The sequence below is a fragment of the Deltaproteobacteria bacterium genome, assembly GCA_016235345.1.
GTDB lineage: Bacteria > Desulfobacterota > Desulfobacteria > Desulfobacterales > Desulfatibacillaceae > JACRLG01.
This window is the reverse complement of the sequence record JACRLG010000024.1, coordinates 158413-178840: the sequence shown is the minus strand read 5'-3', so window position 1 is coordinate 178840 and position 20428 is coordinate 158413. Positions and strand designations below refer to the sequence as shown.

Genomic DNA, 20428 nt, shown 5'->3' with positions numbered 1-20428 from the left:
GCCCAGGATGGCCCCTGCGCCAGGGCGGCCTTTCGTTTCCCGGTCAGAGGGAGGCTCCGCTGGCCCGATTGTAACGGCTGACCGCTATGGCCGGATGAAAACAGACACCGAAAATGCGCGGAAACACCTATTCAAGCGGGTTGTCCCACCCGCATGCAAATCGGCTCATTTCTCACGCAACTTTAAGTATACAGCTTTCAGGCAGGCTGTTGCAAGATCAACCGGGCTCAGCCAGCGGCAGTACCACCGAAAAATCGGTTCCCCTGTTCAAAGCGCTTTCCACCGAGACCCTGCCACGGTGTTTTTCCACTATGCTTTTAACCACGTGGAGGCCTAGGCCCGTGCCCTGCTCCTTTGTGGTAAAATACTGATTGAAGATTTTGTCAAGGTTCTCCTGCCCGATCCCCGATCCGGTGTCGCGTATCACGGCCTTTGCCAGGCCCGCTTCGTCGCCGGGGCCCAGGCTTATGCCGAGAACCTTTTTGACGCAGCCGTCCATGGAATCGATGGCGTTCAGGATGAGATTCTTGAAAACCTGCTCAAGCTCGAAGGCGTTGCCTTTCACAAAATATTCACCCTCTGCGGCTTCCACGCCCTCGAAGGAAACGCCCTTCAATACAAGAAGCTCATCGAACATCCGCGCACAGCTTTCCACCAGGGCATAGAGGTCCACCTTTTCCAGGTATTCCTCGGCTGGGCGGCTCAAGAGGCCGATCTTCTTGTTTATGTCCTTGATGCTGTTGATGGCTGAAATGATGTGCTCCATGTAAACCTTGAGCGCATCCTTCTCATACGGCTTGTTCATGGCAAGATAGGCCGAGGCCATGATGGCGTTTAGGGGATTGTTGACCTGGTGGACCAGATAGGGCAGGATTTCCTCAATGCGGTAGCTGGGCGTGTTCTGGATAACGCTCATCTGTACGCGGGCCAGTTCGGCGGAAAGGTCGTCAAGGGTGAAGGGCTTTTCCAGGAAACCGTTGCAGCCGTTGCGCAAGGCGTCGATCAGCACCTTTTTTTCGCCGTAGGCGGTCATCATTATGACCGGCAGCTTTCCGTATTTTTCCCGAATTTTCCGCAAAAGGGACAGGCCGTCGTCTCCGTCCAGAAGATAGTCGGTGATGACGAAATCAATCTCCGAGGACTTTTCTTCCAGGCGAACCATGGCCTCTTCCGCCGAAAGCGCGGAGAAAACGCTGTGCCCCTTGCTCCGAAGACCACGGCGAAGGGTCTCGATCTGGACCTTTTCGTCATCAACAATAAGGACATTCATTAACGGCTCCTTCACAACCTATCCGGAACTTTGAGGCCCTGAAGGAATTCAGGGCGGTCCATTTAGCCCGATATCAGCAAGCACCGTGCCAATAATAATGGGGCCCCGTTTTATCCCTGGGGTGCGGTTGAATCTGTCGGCTGCCTCAGGCCAAAACAGAAAGCCTGCCATTCCAATACGATGCCGTGCCGTTTTGATACGGTCCAAAACGGCATCGCCCGTAAAGCCTATCAGCCTGTTGAAAAAGGCTGGAAGTAAAGCCCACCGAAAAACGATGAGTCGCAAGGCGCACGAAAAAACAATGAGTAAGCGTACTTAATGTACGTGACGGAATTGGCTTTGAAGTGCAACACCGCAAATCGCGTTTTTCGGTGGGCTGCTAGTCGAGGCCGTAGGTTTTGAGTTTCCTCCTAAGGGTGTTGAGCCCTATGTCGAGGATGCGGGCGGTCTGCATCTTGTTGCGCCCGGTTGATTCGAACACTGAAACGATGTGGTTTTTTTCCACCGCAAAAAGGCTTTCTGCCTTGCCCGCAACCGGGCGGCAGGGCGTTGGGGCGACCCTGGCGCTTTCGTGCACGTAGGCCGGAATGCACTGGGCCGTTATGTCTCCCTTCCGGGCCAGGTTCATGGCCGAGGCTACGATGGACTGAAGCTCCCGCACGTTTCCCGGAAAATCGTAAGCCATAAGAAGGTTCATGGCCTCCTGGGTGATCCCCGCCCTTCCTTCCCCGCCGCTTTTTTTAGCCATGAAATCCGAAACCAGAAGCGGTATATCCTCCCTTCGCTCCCGCAGGGACGGCAGGTTGAGCCAGGCCCCCTTGAGACGGTAGTAGAGGTCCTTCCTGAACTGGCCCGACTCCACCAGGGCTGTAAGGTCTGCGTTGGTGGCGGCTATGAAGCGGATATCGGCCTTCATGACCCGGCTGGTGCCGAGCTTCATGTATTCGCCTTCCTGGAAGACCCTGAGGAGCTTCCCTTGGAGTTCCAGGGGAAGATGGCCTATCTCGTCCAGAAAGAGGGTCCCCCGGTGGGTGGTTTCCAGGTAGCCCTTGCGTTCGGACTGGGCTCCGGTAAATGCCCCGCGCGTGTGCCCGAAAAATTCCGCATCGAAAAGGGTGGGAGCCAGGGAGGCCATGTTGATGGCGGTGAAGGGCATGTCGCTTCTCAGGCTCGCCTGGTGCATGGCCCTGGCCAGGAGTTCCTTTCCGGTGCCGCTTTCGCCCGTGATCAGGCTTTGGACATTGCTCCCGGCGTGCAGGCAGGCCTCCCGGAGCACCCGTATCAGGGCCGGGGAGCGCGTGACAATGGGGTCGAAGGCTTCCGGCAGGTCGTCCCTTACGTCGTCACCGGCCTTTCCCATGCTGTAGACGGCAAGGAGGCGCTTGCGCTCCAGTGCCCTGTTGACGGCGAAAACCAGGTCCTCCCGACTCACGGGCTTTAACAGGTAGTCGTAGGCCCCCCTCCTTATGCAGTCCACCGCTATCCGGGTGTCGTTGATGGCCGTGACCATTATGCATTCGGTGTCGGGGCACAGGTTCCTGATCCGGGAAAGAAGGGTCAACCCGTCCATCTCCGGCATACTTACATCCAAAAGAACCAGGTCGGCCTTTTCGCCATCTTCCAGGCGGGCCAGGGCGGCAACCGGGTTGCTCTCGGTGGCCACGTCCCGAAAACCGGCCAAGGACAGGCCCCTTTTGATGGTGTCCAGGAAGTGCGGTTCGTCGTCGACCACCAAAATTGAATCGGTCATGGGTATCGATGCCTTTCGTGAAGCCGGCCTGCGCCGGGCCGGGGCCTTCAGCCCGCCGCCTGCTCCGTGGTTTTCCGCCTTGGCGTTACCGGCATGCTGATCTGAAAGGTGCTTCCGAGGCCGGGGGTGCTCTCCACTTCTATGTTGCCGCCAAGGCCCTCTATGAGGTTCTTGGTGATGTAAAGGCCGAGCCCGGTTCCGTCTCCCGCCGAATGGCTGGTGAAAAATGGCCTGAACAGCTTCCTTTTGACCTCCGGCTCCATTCCGCAGCCGTTGTCCCTTACCTCAATGGAAAGGATGTCCTGCCCGCCCTTTCGCACCGAGGCCGAAATCTTCACCCACGAGTCGGCCTTGTCGGCGGCGTGGGAGGCGTTCAGAAGGAGGTTGATGAGAACCTGCTCCACCACCATGGGGTTGCTGTAAACCAGCGGCATGTCCTCTTCCATGTCCATGGTGATTATTCTGATCTTCTTGTTGACCTGGGTTCTGACCATGTTGACGCCCTTTTCAATGACCGACTGGGGAGCGAACCAGGCTTTCTCCTCCACGGAATCCATTTTGACGAAACTTTTGAGCTTCTTTACGATTGCGTTGATGCGATCCGAGCCGTGCTTGATGTTTTCCAGCAGGCGAAAAAGATCTTCCCTGAACTCAGGGTAGCTCATTCCGAAAAGCTCCGCATCATGCAAATCCTCAAAGTGGGCGTCGGCGATGGGCATGATGGCGTTCACGTAATCCTGCATTATGGGGATGTTGAAGGTGATGAAGCTGTTGGGGTTGTTGATTTCATGGGCTATTCCCGAAACCAGCAGCCCCAGGGTGGTTAGTTTCTCGCTTTGAATCAACTGGCGCTGGAGAAGTTTTTCCTCCGTAATGTCCCTTATGCGCACTATGAAACGCTCGGAGTCGGACGCTTCGGAGTTTATGGGATAGATTATCACTTTTTCAAGCCGGTCGGGATCATGGGGGCTCTTGCGCTCGAACCGGTACGAGGCCCCCTCCTCGATAGCCTTTATTATGCCGCATCCTTCGCAGGGGATGTCCCTGCCCATGAAGGCCTCGTAGCATTTCCGGCCCACCGCGCCCGCGTTGCTTGTCTGGAAATAGGCGGCAGCCGGACGATTCAGCATGTGGACGGCCAGGTCCTGGGAAAACATCAGGAGGGGCTCAGGGATTCCGTCGAAAATGGTCTGGAGCATTCTCCTGCTGGTTCGTACTCGCTCCTCGCTGTTCCGGCGCTCCAACTCGGCGGCGGCCCTTATTCCGAAGACCCTCAGCATGGAAACCAAGAAGCTGGTGTCGGAAAAGGGCTTGGTGTCCATTACGGCCAGTATGCCGAACAGGCGGCCCGTGGAATCGAACAGGGGTATGCCGCCGTAACCTTCTATGTTCATCTGCTTCAGCATGGTGTCTTCGGGAAAGAGACCGGCCACGCCATCCGGGTACAGGCAGAGATTTTTACCCGCCACGTAGGCGCAGGGGGTTCCGGCGAGCGCGTATTCGAAGTTGTCCATCTTCTCGCCGCCCGACATGACCGCTATCGTTCGGACCCTTTCCTGACGGTCCTCGGAAAGCTCGCCGATCATGGCGAAATCGACTTTGAGGATATCCGCGATGTTTGCGGCCAGCATCGGGAAAATCTCGTCCCCCCCGGATGAGGAAACGGTGTGGGCGAGCTGCATGAGAACGCCTTCCATCCGTTTCCGTTCCTCAATTTCGCGGGTGAGATTCCGGTTGGCCTCCAAAAGCTCGTGAGTCCGCTCGGAAACCTTTTGCTCCAGTTCCTGCCGGCTCTTGGCAAGTGCGTCCTCGCACCTGCGCCTCTGGACGGCCAGTGCATACATTGAAGCCAGCTCGTGGGCGGCCTGGAAATCCCTGGCCCGGTATTCATCCCTCCTGCCTGCAAGGATTATCCGGCCTATTGCCTCAGTTCCCATTTTCACCGGCACCGACAATGTCCTGCCAGGGGCGCCCTGGAAGTCAACGAACGGGTCGGCATATGCATCGGAATAACAGGAGGGTGTGTGGCCGGAAGGCGGCGGGTCGGACTGTTCGTCAGATCCATCCGTTTCATCGTTGTTCAGAAGGCAGAAATCCCCGTAAAGGCCCCCGGCTGCAGAGACATCATCGTTGATGCTGCATAAAACCTTCACCATATCGCCCAAGCCATATTCAAGAATATACCCGCTCCTGCTCGCCGTAAGGGATATGGCCTCGGCCAGCACCATGTCGGCCACGGCATCCAGATCGGACGAAACGCTGATAATGGGCTCTGTAAGACGGCAAAGGGTATTGTTGACGGCCAGTTCCCAGGAAAGCTCCTCCTGGTTGCGCACCCGCCTGGTCACATCCACTGCGTAATGCAGAATCAGGTTTCCACCATCCACCGGAATCCAGAAAAAATCATAAACTTTTGCATCCAGTTCAACCGACTCATTACTTGTCGGCTGTCCTGTCTTCAAAACTTCGTCCAATCGGCAAAAGTCGCAACGGGCTGGTTCCTGGGGCCTTTCTGTCACTCCGCAGCATGGGGAGAAGATTTCAGCAGGAATTTCATTTTTTGAAAAAATCTTCCAGCAGGCGGCGCCCTCGGAAGCGCCAATCAGACGCGCCGCCTTATTGGCCTTTATGATCACTCGCTGCTGATTTATCAAAAGGGCCGGATACGGCAGGCTGTCAAGAAGCAATGAATTCAGCCTGAGGCTGTTTTGAAGAAGGGTTTCCCTTTCCCTTTCGGCCAGGGCCGCTCCTATGGCCTGTTTCAGGTTCTGCTTGTAAACAGGCTTGGCCAGAAAGGAACAAGGGGATCCGTTTTTACCCCGTTGGGCAATTTTGCCCCTTGCAGGAGCGCCGGTCAGGATCATGGCCGCCCCGCCCGCCCGGTTCAGCACACCGGCCAGGTCCGGGCCTTCCTTTTCATCGGTGAGGGACACATCCCAAAAAAGAAGATCGGGGTTGAGCCTTGCCATGTCCTCCAGGGCCTGTGCGGCAGACCCGGCCACTGACAACACCCGATGCCCCAGCTTTTCGATTTTTGCCGCCAGGGACAAGGCATCGCCGGTATCCCTGTCCGCAACCAGTATCTTCGCCATTAAGCCCGACCCCCAAACAACCGATGCGCCAAATCGCCAAAATGGCCGTGTACCGAAAGCCTTGATACGGGTACCAGTCAAACCACCGTGAAAAAAATCGCTTTTAACTTATATCTTACTGATGTTATAATAAATTTCAGCACCTCTTGCAGCGACAAAAGAATACCCCATAAGTATTTTTGAAGCAACCGGCGAATTCATGGGCTATAATTTCATGTTGTGCAGCCCGTGAAGGTCTGCGCACAGAAGTGCGGGAAAAATCGCCTTGAAAGGACGGCTGGTGAAAACAGGCGGGCCGATTCCCATACTCGTTGCCGACGACAACCCAGTCAACCTCATGCTGACCAGGGAAATCCTGGAATCGTCCGGTTACTCGGTTGACACAGCCGAAAACGGGCGGCAGGCCGTTGAGGCGTTTTTGAAAAAGCGCTACGCTTGCGTGCTCATGGACGCCGAAATGCCCGTCATGGGAGGCATGGAGGCGGTCCGGGCCATCAGGGATGCGGAGGAAAAAAATCCGGTTGAAGGGCAGGCAAGGATTTCCATAGCCTGCATTACGGCCCATCCCGAAACCGATTTCTGCGAAAGGGCCATTCGGGCCGGTTTCGACAATTGCATCAAAAAGCCCGTCGATTACTCCGATCTCTTGACCAAACTGGCCGAATGGACCAAAATTGATCAAGGCTGCGGACGGATTCCGGAGTGCTGCGGGCCGGACGCCCAGGGAGGGGAGGCCGTCTTCGACCTTTCAAAAGCCCTTGTTCAGTTCGGCAACGACCGGGAGCTTCTGGTCAGGCTCGTGTCAACCTTCCTGAAAAATGCGGCGACGCAGATTTCCATCATCGAGAAAGCCAACAGGGCGGAGGACCTGGCCGCCATGATCCACGAGGCCCATTCCATAAGGGGCGCAGGCGTTACCCTGGCTGCGGCCCGGCTCTCCAAGGCGGCTGCCGCGCTTGAAAGGGCCGCCTCGGAAGGAAGAAGTAATTCGTTCGGGGAATTGATCCTTGAACTCAGGCAAAGCCTTGCAGGTTTTGGGGAACATGTACGCAATTTGAACCTCATCATGGATGAAAAATGAAAAACGCCATTGAAAGCCCGCCCCTTTCCGGCATGAAGCTCGAACTTCTGCAGTTCGTCGCCGCCGAAAAGGAGCCAACGGTGGCCAGGCTGCGCCAAGTGTTTCTGGAAGAGCTTGGCAGCCTGCCCGACTCAGAAATTGTCGAGCGCTTTGAACAGGAGCTTTTCAAGCGCCGGGAGAAATCGCCTCCGCCCGCCAGGGCCTCGAAGACCGCGCCCCTGAAGATTCTTCTGGCCGACGACGAGCCCATAGGCAGAACCCGCACAGAGCAGGCCCTTTTGCGCATGGGCCATCAGGTGATCCTTGCGGGCGACGGGGCCGAGGCATGGGAGATATGGAAAAAAAACCGGGTACGGATGGTGGTTACGGACTGGATGATGCCGGGCATGGACGGCCTGACCCTCTGCCGGAACATACGCGAGGCCGAGGGGAGCCGATATACCTACCTGGTCCTGGTCACGGTGCGGGACAACCCCGAAGACATCCTTGAAGGCCGAAACGCCGGGGCCGACGAGTTTCTGGCCAAGCCCTTCACCGACGACGAGCTTTACGTGCGAGTGGCGGCGGGCGCGAGAATCCTTTCCATCCAGTCAAGGGAGGGCGTCATCTTTTCCATGGCCAAGCTGGTGGAATCGCGCGATCCCGATACGGCGAACCACCTGGAGCGCTTCCGCTTTTTCGCCCTAACCATCACCGGCGCGCTTGCAGCCATGCCCTCCCCTCCGGACGTGATAGACCAGCTTTTCACGGAAAACATCTTTCTCACAAGCGTCCTCCACGACATAGGCAAGGTCCACGTGCCTGAGAGCGTGCTTTTAAAGCCCGGGCGCCTCAACGAAACCGAGTTCGAACTGGTGACAAGGCATTGCATGGCGGGGCGCGACGCCCTGAACGACGCGGCGTCCTGGGACCCCAACGCGGACTACCTGCGCATGGCCGCAGAAATCGCCTTCACCCATCATGAAAAATTCGACGGTTCAGGATATCCCCAGGGCCTGAAGGGCGCGGCAATACCTCTTTCCGGCAGGATCGCGGCCCTTTGCGACGTTTACGACGCTCTGGTCAACAAGCGGCCCCACAAGGAGCCCTATTCCCACGAAACCGCCAAAACCTTCATACAGGAGCAGGCGGGCAAACACTTCGACCCCATGATCGTGGAAGCCTTTCTCGCCTGCGAGGAAAAATTCAGGAACATCCAGAAAATGTTCCAGCCGAGACCGGCAGAGGTTCCGTCCGTTACATCCGTCAAAAACAAGGAGAACGAAAAATGAAGATAAATCAAGGCCTTCTTTTGGCGCTTGCAGCTTCCTGCATCATCTCCTTCGGATGTTATCCCGTGCGAAGTGTGGAAGTTACGGGCGGGGCTCCGCCGCCCCAAAAGAGGGAACCCGCAGTCACCAAAAAGGGCGGCCCCCCGGATCACGCCCCGGCCCACGGAAGGCGGGCCAAGTACCGCTACAGGTATTATCCGGACGCAAGCGTCTATTTCGACTCCGACAGGGACCTTTATTTCTACTTTTTCAGCGGTTCGTGGAAATTCTCGACCCGCCTGCCCGGCGACTATTCCGGAAGGCTCGGAAGTGTGGTCTTCATAGAGATGGACTCTGACAAGCCCTACATCGAACACGACAGCCACAAGGCCAAGTATCCGCCGGGCCAGGCCAAAAAAGGCCATGACGACGATGACCACGGAAAAGGAAAGAAAAAGGGAAAGGACAGGAAAAAATACGATTACGACGACTGACGTTATGCTAACATTCGTCTTTCAACGGGCGCAATATTCTGATATTACTGGGAGCGCAATTTTTTCCATTTTTCGTTTTCCCGAAAAAGACGGGGGAAGAAGCCCCACGCTTTTCTTCCCTTTGCCGGATTCCTTAAAAAATGGAAAAGAACCATGCTCCGCTTAATAACTTGAATCATCACGGCAGTTCCACGTTTTCCGAAAATCAAAAAGGAGGATTGATGAGAACCATAAAACCGCTGTGCATCCCATTGGTGATGATTCTGGCCCTGGCCTTCTCGGTCGCGGCCGTTCCAGAGGCCCAGGCCGCAAAAACGGCACTCAAGATAGCCACCCTGGCCCCCAAGGACCTCGGCTGGGCGGTTTCCTTCCAGAAATACATAAACCCCTGGCTCCAGCGCGGAACCAACGACACCGTCGCCATAAAGGTGTTCTGGGGCGGCGTCATGGGTAACGACGACGACTACCTGCGCAAGATGAGGGTGGGCCAGCTCCAGGGCGCAGGTCTTTCAGGCCAGGGTTCCACCAAGGCCTGCCCCGAATTTTCGGTTGTGGGCCTTCCCTTCCTCTTCAACAATTACGATGAGGTCGATTACATCCGCTCCATGATGTTCGCCACCTTCGACTATTACTTCACCGAAAGCGGCTACAAGCTCTTTTTGTGGATAGACCAGGACTTCGACCTTTTCTATTCCACCAAGTACAGGTTCGACAAGCTGGAGGACTTCAAGGCCGCCCGGATTTTAACATGGTACGGTCCCCAGGAAGCCACCATGCTGAGGGCCCTTGGCGCAAGCCCGGTACCCCTGGCCGTTACGGACGCTCCGGCGTCCAAGCGCGCCGGCATCATCGACACCAACATCGCACCGGCCATCTGGCAGGTGGGAAGCCAGCTTTACACGATCGATAAATACGTCAACACTATGAAAATCCGCTACTCCCCCGCCACGGTGGTTCTGACCAACGCGGCCTGGGATGCGATCCCCGAAAAGTACCAGGACAAGCTCATGGACGAGCAGGGCGACATCCAGAAGCGTTACTGCTCGGATATCCGCCGCGACAACGAGCGCTGCTTAAAGGCCATGCTGGATTACGGCGTACAGAAGGTGACGCCCACGCCTGCCGCCATGGCTGTCATTCAAAAAAGGGCCATGAAGGTCTACGACGACATGAGCGGCAACATGTACCCGGTTGAGCTTTTAAAGGAAGTCCGCCGCTATCTCGATTCCTACCGCAAGGGAAAGCCCGCCACAGTAAAGGCCTCGGTTCCGAAGCCCGAACGGGCTGAAGTAGCGGACAAGGCTCACGCGGCGGAAATCGCCAAGGCCCACGCAGCGACCGTCGAAGCGCAAAAAAAAGCCGGAGGCGAGGCGAAGGCGGAGGTTGCAGCGTCTGCCCCTGGCCAGAAGCTCTCAGCCTGGGAGGAGCGCAAGCGCCAGATTTTCGAGGTCCAGAAAATGCTGAAAGGCATGGGCCTTTACGATGATGACGTTGACGGAATAATAGGGCCCAACACCAGGGAGGCCGTCATGAAATACCAGAAGCAGAAGGGCCTTGCCGAAACGGGCTCCGTAGACAAAAGACTCCTTCGCCACATGGGTGTAATCAAATAATCGGGTAAATTTTTTGCCCAAGCCTTGGGGGGAAGCCTTTAGACGTAAAAGGGCTTCCCCCTTTTTTATTCCCGCCTTGGCCCAGGGCCTTCGCCCTGCCCTTCCTGCGGAAAAAAATTTCACTTTTTTTTACATCCCGATAACAACTATTGACTTAAGACCCCTGAAAATTGTTTCATATTACGCGTCGTATTTCTTTTCACCTTCCCCCGTCATCCCACCCCACCCCCAAAGGAGCATCCCATGAATTATTTTGTCACGGGCGCCACAGGCTTTATCGGAAAGTACCTGGTCAAAAACCTCCTCGCCCGCCCCGAAGCCACCGTCTATATTCTTGTCCGCAAAGGCAGCAAGGCCAAGCTGGAAGGCCTTGCGAAACAATGGTGGCAGGGCGCGTCCGAACGCCTGGTGCCGGTGTCCGGGGACATCACCAAGCCGAAACTGGGGGTGTCGGGGCCGGCCCTTGCGAAGATGAAGGGCAAGATCGACCACTTCTTTCATCTGGCCGCCATCTATGACATGACCCTGAAAGACGAGGCCATCCAGGAACAAACCAACGTCAACGGCACCCGGCAGGCGGTGAAACTTGCCGAGGCCATCGGCGCGGGCTGTTTCCACCACGTGAGTTCCATCGCGGCAGCCGGGCTTTACAAGGGGGTGTGGCGGGAGGACATGTTCGAGCAGGCCACGAACTACGAACAGCCCTATTTCCGCACGAAACATATGTCCGAGGGCGTGGTGCGAAAGGAATGCTCAATTCCTTACAGAATCTACCGCCCAGGAATCGTGGTGGGCCACTCCACGACCGGCGAGATAGACAAGATCGACGGGCCCTACTACCTTTTCAAGTTCCTTCAGAAACTCCGGGACACCATACCCCGCTGGGTTCCCCTTGTTGGCCTCGAAGGCTCGCGCATCAACATCGTGCCCGTGGATTACGTGGCCAACGCCATGGATTTTCTGGCCCACAAGCCGGACCTCGACGGGCGCTGCTTCCACCTCACCGACCCGGCCCCGCTTCGGGTTGGCGAGCTCATGAACCTTTTCGCCAAGGCGGCCCACTCACCCCTTTTCACCATGCGCATAGACGCCCAGTTCTTCAAGCTCATCCCCCGCTGGCTCATCCAGGGAATAGCGAGCCTTCCGCCCACCCACAGGATAATAGACGCCATTTTGGCGGATATCGCCGTGCCCCGGCACATGCTTTCCTATTTTTACTATCCCACCAAGTTCGACTGCCAGGACACCATAAAGGAACTCAAGGGTTCGGGGATCGCCTGCCCGGCCCTGGAAGACTACGGCTTCCGCCTCTGGGACTACTGGGAGCGCAATCTTGACCCCGACCTATTCAAGGACCGCTCCTTGAAAGGCGCTGTCAAGGACCGGGTGATTCTCATCACCGGGGCGTCATCGGGCATCGGAAAGGCCACGGCCCTCAAGGTGGCGGCGGCGGGCGGCAAGGTCCTCCTGGTGGCCCGCACCCTTTCCCACCTGGAGGAAACCAAGGCCGAAATCGAGGAAAAGGGCGGCAAGGCCTTCATCTACCCGGCTGACCTTTCCGATATCAACTCGTGCGAAAGCCTGGTGGAGAGGGTTCTGAAAGAGCAGGGATCGGTGGACATCCTCATCAACAACGCGGGCCGCTCCATCCGACGCTCCATAGCCCTTTCCTACAACCGCTTCCACGACTACGAGCGCTGCATGCAGGTCAATTTCTACGGGGCCCTCAAACTCATTCTTGGCTTCCTTCCCAAGATGGCGGAAAACCAGAGGGGCCACATCATCAACATCTCCTCCATCGGTGTGCAGGTACAGCCGCCGCGTTTTTCCGCCTACGTGGCCTCGAAATCCGCCCTGGAAGCCTTCACCCGCATCGCCCAACCGGAATTCCTTGATAAAAACGTCTATTTCACCATCATCAACATGCCCCTGGTGCGCACTCCCATGATAGGGCCCACCAAGTTCTACGAGCACGTACCGACCTTAAAGGCCGACGACGCGGCTGAAATGATCTGCCAGGCCATAGTGGAAAAGCCCAAGCGCATAGCCACCCGCCTGGGGATTTTCGGGCAGGCCGTCAACACCCTGCTTCCCAAGGTGGGCGACATCATCCAGAACACCAGCTACCACCTGTTCCCGGATTCCAAGGCGGCATCCGGCGACAAGGACGCCAAGGACGCCGTTCCATCAGCCGAAGCGGTTATGTTTGCCACACTCATGCGCGGCGTCCACTGGTAATAAACGGCTAAAAGCGCGAGCTGCGGTGTCAGCGGGGGTCGGGCGGGTCGTTGCGTACCTTGGGGTACGCGGCCTCCCCGCCCGCCCCCCGCTTCCTTGCATCTCATCGCTTTTACGCCGTTTATTCCAAGCCGGAATTTATGGGGGAGAAAAGGCAAAGGCGAAAGAAAAGATCACCCGTCGATTGACTATCCCTTGGGTGGCCCAGGCTTTCTCGTTGCCGGGGTGCGACAGCACAAGAGGCCCGGTAATCGAGGCCGGGCATCCTAACGATTCGGGACGCGAGGCAACTCCGGCGCGTAGAGTTCGCGGTTCATGGGGGAAAAGGGGGAGATGCCCTCGTCCAGTATGGAAGGCCGGGGCGGGTTGACGAAGACCTCGCCTTTTTCTGTCACCCGGAGCGTTGTGGTTTCACCCGGCGAGTACCAGACGCCCACCTGCCTGCCGTCCTTGTCCATGAGGGTCGCGCCCCAGATAGCCGTTCCACTTGAAAGGCCTCGGGTCATTGTGCGAATCAAAGCCGAAAGGGTGGCGTCATTTAGGTCCACGGGTTTCCACAGGCGGCTTTTAAGGGTGTAGCCGGGCGCTATGCCGATAATGGCGTCGGGTTCGGAACCGGGGCCGACGTAGTAATAGCGGTGGTCAGCCGGAAGCCGCCCGCCCTCGAACATGTCCGTCGCCTCACGGCTGGCCCTCACCTGCCCGTAGTCCTTAAAAGCCCCGGCGCAGCCCGTGGCGATCAACGAAAGCGCCAGCAGGGCCGGTATCAGCGACATCCTCTTCATTGGATACTCCTTTCAAATCGGCGGCTGAAGACGGGATATTGTTAATCCGCCTTCATTTATGATAAGGCCTGGGTCACGAAACGTAAAGACCGGCTGACGTCACATACCGAAAGGCTATAAAGTGCCGAACAAGAAAAGGGTGCTGGTGACCGGCGGGGCGGGTTTTCTTGGGTCGCACCTTTGCGACCGCCTGATGGAGGCCGGCTGCGAGGTCCTGTGCGTTGATAATTTCTACACCGGGAGCCGCCGGAACATCGCCCATCTTCTGGGGAACCCCGATTTCGAGCTTCTGCGCCACGACATCACGTTTCCTCTTTACGCCCAGGCCGATGAAATCTACAACCTGGCCTGCCCGGCCTCGCCGGTGCATTACCAGAACGACCCGGTCTCCACCACCAAGGTGAACGTTCACGGCTCCATCAATGTACTGGGGCTTGCCAGGCGCGTGGGCGCGAAAATCTTCCAGGCATCCACCAGCGAGGTCTATGGCGACCCCTTCGTGCATCCCCAGCCGGAATCCTACTGGGGCAACGTCAACCCCATAGGCCCGCGCTCCTGCTACGACGAGGGCAAGCGCTGCGCCGAAACCCTGTTCTTCGATTACCGCCGCCAGCACGGCATAAGAATAAAGGTGGCGCGCATCTTCAACACCTACGGCCCAAGGATGCACGAAAACGACGGCAGGGTGGTCTCCAACTTCATCGTGGCTGCCCTCAAAAACCAGCCCATCACCGTTTACGGCGACGGCAGCCAGACCCGCAGCTTTTGCTACGTGGATGATCTCATAAAAGCCTTCATTGCGCTCATGAACACCGGAGATTCCGTGACCGGCCCGGTGAATCTTGGAAATCCGGGGGAATTCACCATCCTGGAGCTTGCGGAAAAAATCAGGGCAATGGTGGGATCAAAATCCGAGATTCTGTTCGAGCCTCTTCCCGTTGACGACCCAAGGCAGAGAAAGCCCGACATAAGCCTCGCCAAGAGCCTTCTGAATTGGGAACCTAAGGTGGGCCTTGACGAGGGCCTTTCCCGCACGGTGGAATATTTCGACGACCTTCTTTCAAAAGCCTGAACGCCCGGAAATAAAAGCAGGAACGCCCCCGGAAGAGATATTCTTCGCGGGGGCGTTTCTGTTTCAGGGCCGAACGCAAATCATCGGGCTGCGGAGCCTAATTGGCGCCGAAAATGTGCTCCCTGAAAACCTTTGCGGAAAGGGCCACGGTCTGGATGAAATTTACGATCCGGCTTCTGGAAACGCCTCCTTCCAGATCGAGGTCCAGTTCCACCACGGCGTCGCCGTCGTTATCCTTGTAGGCCCTTGAGTAGCGTTTGTTCTTGTTCCACTCGTTGATGTTCTTGAGGGACGCGTCCCCGCCCTTGAAACCGGCGTAGGCCTGGATGCTCTGCAAGTTGTCCGAGACGAAGAAGAGCACAGTGACCTCGCCCATTTTTACCTTCAGCACGTTTTCCTTCTGCTGTTCGGCGCTGTAACCCGCTTCGGTTATTATGCCCTGAAGCACTCCGGCGTTAATGCTGGTCATGGCCTCGCCGTCTTCCGCAAAGGCGGGAAAACCCGAAAAACCTGCCAAACACAAGGCGATGACCATCACGGCGGCAATTCGTTTCATGTTTTTTCTCCCTTTGTTGTTGGCAGTCTCCCTTGCGGGCCGACATTCTGAAGAGACCCCTAAGGCCAGATATGCGCCTTGAACTTGGTGACGGAAAGTCTCGTAAGCCTGAAAAAACTCATGAGATGTTCCTCTGTAACCCAGCCGCCGTCCAGGTCCAGGTCAAGCTCGATGGCCGGGTCATTGTCCTTGTCCAGGTAGGCGTGGGAGAAACGCTTGTTCTTGTTCCATTCGTTGATGGTTTCCAGGCTGACGCCCCCGCCGCTGAAACCGGCGTAGGCCTGGAGGTTGATCTGGTTTTCGGAGGTGAAGAACAGGACCTTTATGCCGTCCATGTCCACCCTAAGGGTCCTGTCCTTGACCACGACGGGCTCGTAACCGGCCTTCCTGAGAAGGGCCTCCAACTGGGCCTGGTCGATGCGGGAATAGGTCGCTCCGGCGACATAGGACGAACGCGGCTCGACGTAGGGCGGCGTATAAGCGCGATAGGTGGTGGTGGACGTGGTGGTCGGATAAGTGGTGGTGGTGGTCGTGACCGGACGCCCCGGATAATCGGCCAGAAGAATGGGATCGATGGAGCTTAGCGGAATTTTCGTGCGCGAGCTGGCCACGACTGCTCCGCTCACTATGTCTATCATGCTTGCGGATACTTCGAAGTCCCGGCTCATGAATGCGGTGGTTCCGGTAATCAGGAAGCCCGCGCCCTTTTTCTGGCCGAATTTTTTCGCCCATTCCCCGGCTCCGCCCCTAAGGGGGTCGGCCTGGAAGGCGATTTCCGCGTCAGCCGCCTCCACCCTGGCCCTGTCCAGCACCTCTATCATGTCGCGGCCCGCGAAGCGCTCCACCAAGTGATAGATCATGATGGCCTCTATCCTGGAGCAGATGCGGGCCGGCTGCCTGTTCTCCTCGGTGTTGAAGAATCTTACGACAACGGAATATTTCTGGCCGACCGGAACCTTGCCTATGTGGCGCTCGAAGTCCTTGACCATGTAGCCGAGCCCGTCCTCCAGATCGCCCGCCATAAGGCTTGCGGGCAGGCAGGCTGCAAGAAAAACCGTTACGGAAAGCCATAGGATAAGCGAAGACGCTCCACGGCATATCTTTACCGGCATGGGTATTTCCTTTCGATCCCGATTGGCGCAAAAGCCCGATCAAAGCATAATTTATGAATGCTATCACAAACCTTTAATTTGAACAATACTCGCAAGTGGCCAATTTTTCGGTTCGATAAAATATCCGCTCTGTTTTGAACCATCTTTTTAAGCGTCCATAAGACGTTTTCGCCTCACCATTCGCCGCGAGCCTTCGCCCCACCCTTTTCGGCCAGGGTTTGTTTGCCTTGGGCGGCGGCTTTGAAATGTAATTGCATACTTTCCGGTTCGGCATTATACTTATTTTTTATAGACCCGAAACAAGCCATTTCCATGGGAGATTTGCTGATGAAAAAAGTTCTCGTCATCGGGGCCGGTGGCGTCGGAAGCGTTGTTGTCAAAAAATGCGCTCAGGTTCCCGAAGTTTTTTCCGAGATAACGCTGGCTTCCAGAACGCTGGAAAAATGCGACAAAATCGCGGCATCAACCCCGCGCCCGGTAAAGACCGCACAGGTCGACGCCGATAACGTCCCGGAACTGGTGGCGCTTTTGAAGGCCGAAAAGCCCGATCTGGTGCTGAACGTCGCCCTTCCCTACCAGGACCTCACCATCATGGACGCCTGCCTGGAAACGGGCATCGACTACATGGACACCGCCAACTACGAGCCCAAGGACGAGGCCAAGTTCTGCTACAAGTGGCAGTGGGACTACCGCGAGCGCTTCCGGGACCGCGGCCTGATGGCGCTTCTGGGCTGCGGCTTCGACCCGGGGGTCACCAACGTTTTCTGCGCCCACGCAAAGATTAACCACTTCGACCGCATCGACACCATAGACATAATGGACTGCAACGCGGGCGACCACGGACACCCCTTTGCCACCAACTTCAACCCGGAAATCAATATCCGCGAGGTGACGGCCAACGGGAAATACTACGAAGGCGGCAAGTGGATCGAGACCCCGCCCCTTTCGGTCCACAAGCCCTTCGATTTCCCGGAAATCGGCCCGAAGGAAATGTATCTCATGTACCACGAGGAGATGGAGTCGCTGGCCGTCAACATCCCCGAGGTGAAACGGATGCGCTTCTGGATGACCTTTTCGGAAAACTACCTCACGCACTTAAGGGTCCTGGAAAACGTTGGCATGACCCGCATCGACCCGGTAAGATACAACGGCGTGGACATCATTCCGCTCCAGTTTCTGAAGGCCCTTCTTCCCGACCCGTCTTCCCTTGCCGACGGCTACCAGGGCAAGACCAACATAGGCTGCCTGATTGAGGGCGTGAAAGACGGCAAGCCAAAAAAATACTACATCTATAACGTGTGCGACCACGCGGAATGCTTCCGGGAGGTGGGGGCCCAGGCCATCAGCTACACCACGGGCGTTCCGGCCATGATAGGGGCGCTTATGATGCTCACCGGCCAGTGGAGGGGCAAGGGAGTTTTCAACGTTGAGGAGTTTGATCCCGCGCCTTTCATGGAAAGGTTGAACCGCCACGGCCTCCCCTGGACGGAAACCTTCCCGGAATGAAAGGGTTTGACTGGATAAATGAAGTCCCCAGCCCCTCCTACGTCATCGACGAGGGGCTTATGGAGGCCAACCTGAAAATTCTGTCCGAGGTGAGCCAAAGGACCGGGGCGAAGATTCTCCTGGCCTTAAAGTGCTTCTCGGCCTTCTGCGTCTTTCCGCTTATAAGCCGGTATCTTGCGGGGGTCTGCGCAAGCGGCCTGGATGAGGCGCGGCTGGGGAGGGAGGAGTTTTCGGGCGAGGTCCACGCAGGGGCCCCGGCCTTTAAGGAAGAGGAATTCGAGGAGCTTTTGTCGTACTGCGGCCACGTGGTGTTCAACTCTTTTTCCCAGTGGGAGCGGTTCAGGGAAAGGGCCGTGGGCAGGGTCTCTTGCGGAATGAGGGTCAATCCCGAGCACAGCGAGGTCAAGACCGCCATCTATGACCCATGCGGGCCGTTTTCAAGGCTTGGGGTCACAAGGGCCAATTTCAGGGCCGATTTGCTGGACGAAATCGACGGGCTTCATTTCCACACCCTTTGCGAACTTGATGCCGATTCCCTGGAACGGACCCTTGACGCCTTCGAGGAGAAATTCGGGGAATTTCTGCCCGGCATGAAGTGGGTCAACTTGGGCGGCGGGCACCACATAACCCGCCCCGGCTACGATATCGACCGGCTGTACCGGGTTCTCGGCGGATTCTCCCTGCGGCATCCGCATCTTCAAATCTACCTGGAGCCGGGGGAGGCCGTGGCCTTGAACGCGGGCTTTCTGGTGGCGGGCGTACTGGATATCGTGGACAACGGCAAAAAAATCGCGGTCCTTGACACCTCCGCCGCCGCCCACATGCCGGATGTCCTTGAAATGCCCTACCGGCCCTGCATAGTCGGAGCGGGCCTTGACGGGGAGTTCCCTTTCACCTATCGCCTTGCGGGCATGACCTGCCTTGCGGGAGACGTGATAGGCGACTACTCCTTTCCCGAAAGGCTCAAGATCGGGGACAGGCTGGTTTTCACCGACATGGCCATTTATTCCATGGTCAAGAACAACACCTTCAACGGCATCCGCCTGCCGTCAATCGTGTTGAAACATGCTTCCGGCGCGCTTTCTGTGGTGCGCCGTTTTTCGTACGAGGATTTCCGCAACCGGCTGTCATGAGGGGGGCTTCAATCAACCGGAGGCAGACATGTACCGCATCGAGGCCGATTCCGGCAAAAACAGGCTCTACGTCACGCTCGGCCAAAAAAACGACTGCGACGAGCTGAGCGTGATGGAAAATCTTAAGAAAGAGCTTTCAAAACTCACTCCCGGCTTCACCGTTCTGACTGATTTTTCCGCATTCCTCCCGGTAAGGCAGGACGACGCCCAGTTGATCACCAAGGCCCAGGAGATACTCATCAGAAAGGGCATGGGCATGAGCGCGAGGGTGGTAAATTCCGCAGTTGTGAAAATGCAGGTGGAGCGGAGGGCCAGGGAAACCGACTTTCCGTCCCGGACGGTGGAAACAGTGGAGGAGGCCGAAATCTTTCTGGACGCCTGGCAGGCGGGACTCGGTAAAAAACCCGCGCGCCGCTGATCGATAAACATGCTTTTTCCTGTTGTACGGGTTCTTTGTTCGTGCTATGTAAGTCAATCTTCCATTAGGGGCTGTTTGCAAAAAAATTTTTACAAACGGTCGCGTCTTCATCCCTGCCGACTGTGTTGCGCTCCTTGCGGAATAGCTGGCTATACCTCAGTCGCGCGCCTTGTCGGCAGGGCGAATTCGCAACCTTAAGTGTGACAAACTTTTTTTGCAAACAGCCCCGAGATTTTTTACCTTTGTCTTACGCCTTACCGAAATTTCACGCTTCATAATAACCGAGCGCAAGGAGGAACGCATGACCGCAAAAACCGTGACGCGCGCCGCTATAGCCCTGCTGTTTCTTTTCATCACAGCCTGTGCGGCGCATCAGCCCGACCCCGGCTTCAAACCGGTGGACCTTTCAGCGGACGCAAGAACCGGAAAAATCGTCCGCAAGGCCGACAATTTCATGATCATCATGGACGCTTCCCAGTCCATGGCCGAACCCGACGTTTTCAAGGGCGTAACCCGCTTCAACCGGGCGTGGGACATAGTGGCCCGCATCAACGCCACCCTGCCCAACGTGGGCTTCATGGCGGCCCTTCGCTCAGCCAGCGGCCCCTTCAACTTCAACCAAAGCGTTTCCAAGCTCTACTACGGCCCCACCCGGTATGACCGCCAGCTCTACAAGGAAGCCATGGAGCACGCCATTCTCTCCAAGGGCAAGACCCCCCTTGCCGACTCCATCAATCTTGCCGCCAAAGACTTGAGCTACGCCAAGGGCACGGTTTCGGTGCTCATCCTCTCCGACGGCGGAAACAACGTGGGCGACCCCGTACTGGCCGCCAAAAAGATGAAGGCCGCCTACGGCGACCGGCTGTGCATAAACGTGATCCAGATCGGCGAAAACGTTGCCGGCAAGAAGCTTCTCTCGTCCATCGTTGAGCATGGCGGCTGCGGCGAGCTTTCGGCTGAGGCCGATCTTGCCACCGCCGACGGCGTGGCCGATTTCGTGAAAAAGGTCTTTTTCGAATGATCGAGCTTCCGTAAGTTGGCCGGACTTGCCGGTTATT

The 20428-nt window shown here is 57.0% G+C and carries 16 protein-coding genes; 10 read left to right on the top strand and 6 right to left on the bottom strand.

Annotated features, from left to right (window positions below):
• Window positions 1–217: 217 nt before the first annotated feature.
• The 3 genes from HZB23_12730 to HZB23_12720 all read right to left on the bottom strand — a co-directional run bounded on the left by HZB23_12730 (window position 218) and on the right by HZB23_12720 (window position 6112).
• Complete coding sequence (locus HZB23_12730) at window positions 218–1270, bottom strand: HAMP domain-containing histidine kinase (protein ID MBI5845521.1); 1053 nt, start codon at window positions 1268–1270, stop codon at window positions 218–220.
• A gap of 379 nt (window positions 1271–1649) precedes the next feature.
• Complete coding sequence (locus tag HZB23_12725) at window positions 1650–3020, bottom strand: sigma-54-dependent Fis family transcriptional regulator (GenBank protein ID MBI5845520.1); 1371 nt, start codon at window positions 3018–3020, stop codon at window positions 1650–1652.
• A gap of 47 nt (window positions 3021–3067) precedes the next feature.
• Window positions 3068–6112, bottom strand: coding sequence for a PAS domain-containing protein (locus tag HZB23_12720; GenBank protein MBI5845519.1), 3045 nt, complete (start codon window positions 6110–6112; stop codon window positions 3068–3070).
• A gap of 265 nt (window positions 6113–6377) precedes the next feature.
• On the opposite strand from HZB23_12720, the gene HZB23_12715 reads away from it, so the two are divergent.
• From HZB23_12715 to HZB23_12695, 5 genes are all read left to right on the top strand, one after another.
• Window positions 6378–7193, top strand: coding sequence for a response regulator (locus HZB23_12715; GenBank protein MBI5845518.1), 816 nt, complete (start codon window positions 6378–6380; stop codon window positions 7191–7193).
• Entirely contained in the window at window positions 7190–8464 is a 1275-nt protein-coding gene (locus HZB23_12710; protein MBI5845517.1) for a response regulator, read from the top strand. The genes HZB23_12715 and HZB23_12710 overlap by 4 nt, the downstream gene beginning before the upstream one ends.
• Entirely contained in the window at window positions 8461–8937 is a 477-nt protein-coding gene (locus HZB23_12705) for a hypothetical protein (protein ID MBI5845516.1), read from the top strand. The genes HZB23_12710 and HZB23_12705 overlap by 4 nt, the downstream gene beginning before the upstream one ends.
• Window positions 8938–9158: 221 nt before the next feature.
• Entirely contained in the window at window positions 9159–10550 is a 1392-nt protein-coding gene (dctP, locus tag HZB23_12700) for a TRAP transporter substrate-binding protein DctP (GenBank protein ID MBI5845515.1), read from the top strand.
• A gap of 243 nt (window positions 10551–10793) precedes the next feature.
• On the top strand, window positions 10794–12788 hold the full coding sequence (locus tag HZB23_12695) for an SDR family oxidoreductase (protein ID MBI5845514.1): 1995 nt from the start codon (window positions 10794–10796) through the stop codon (window positions 12786–12788).
• A 266-nt stretch (window positions 12789–13054) separates the two neighbouring features.
• On the opposite strand, the gene HZB23_12690 is transcribed toward HZB23_12695, so the two are convergent.
• Window positions 13055–13573, bottom strand: a complete 519-nt coding sequence (locus HZB23_12690) for a hypothetical protein (GenBank protein MBI5845513.1) — start codon at window positions 13571–13573, stop codon at window positions 13055–13057.
• Window positions 13574–13694: 121 nt separating this feature from the next.
• Here HZB23_12690 and HZB23_12685 point away from each other — a divergent pair, with 121 nt between their 5' ends.
• Window positions 13695–14645 carry an SDR family oxidoreductase gene (locus HZB23_12685; GenBank protein ID MBI5845512.1) on the top strand — a complete coding sequence of 317 codons (951 nt, stop codon included), beginning with the start codon at window positions 13695–13697 and terminating at the stop codon, window positions 14643–14645.
• 97 nt (window positions 14646–14742) lie between these two features.
• Here the strand turns inward: HZB23_12685 and HZB23_12680 are convergent, their stop codons facing one another.
• Together HZB23_12680 and HZB23_12675 are read right to left on the bottom strand one after the other, a co-directional pair.
• On the bottom strand, window positions 14743–15201 hold the full coding sequence (locus HZB23_12680; protein MBI5845511.1) for a YbjN domain-containing protein: 459 nt from the start codon (window positions 15199–15201) through the stop codon (window positions 14743–14745).
• Between the two features lie 59 nt (window positions 15202–15260).
• Window positions 15261–16313: a YbjN domain-containing protein gene (locus tag HZB23_12675; protein ID MBI5845510.1), complete on the bottom strand. Its 1053-nt coding sequence runs from the start codon at window positions 16311–16313 to the stop codon at window positions 15261–15263.
• 327 nt (window positions 16314–16640) lie between these two features.
• Between HZB23_12675 and HZB23_12670 the strand changes: the two genes are divergently transcribed.
• The 4 genes from HZB23_12670 to HZB23_12655 all read left to right on the top strand — a co-directional run bounded on the left by HZB23_12670 (window position 16641) and on the right by HZB23_12655 (window position 20391).
• Window positions 16641–17819: a saccharopine dehydrogenase family protein gene (locus tag HZB23_12670; GenBank protein MBI5845509.1), complete on the top strand. Its 1179-nt coding sequence runs from the start codon at window positions 16641–16643 to the stop codon at window positions 17817–17819.
• Window positions 17816–18952, top strand: coding sequence for a carboxynorspermidine decarboxylase (gene nspC, locus HZB23_12665; GenBank protein MBI5845508.1), 1137 nt, complete (start codon window positions 17816–17818; stop codon window positions 18950–18952). The genes HZB23_12670 and nspC overlap by 4 nt, the downstream gene beginning before the upstream one ends.
• Window positions 18953–18980: 28 nt before the next feature.
• Complete coding sequence (locus HZB23_12660; protein MBI5845507.1) at window positions 18981–19370, top strand: hypothetical protein; 390 nt, start codon at window positions 18981–18983, stop codon at window positions 19368–19370.
• A gap of 301 nt (window positions 19371–19671) precedes the next feature.
• Window positions 19672–20391, top strand: coding sequence for a hypothetical protein (locus tag HZB23_12655; protein MBI5845506.1), 720 nt, complete (start codon window positions 19672–19674; stop codon window positions 20389–20391).
• Window positions 20392–20428: the final 37 nt, after the last annotated feature.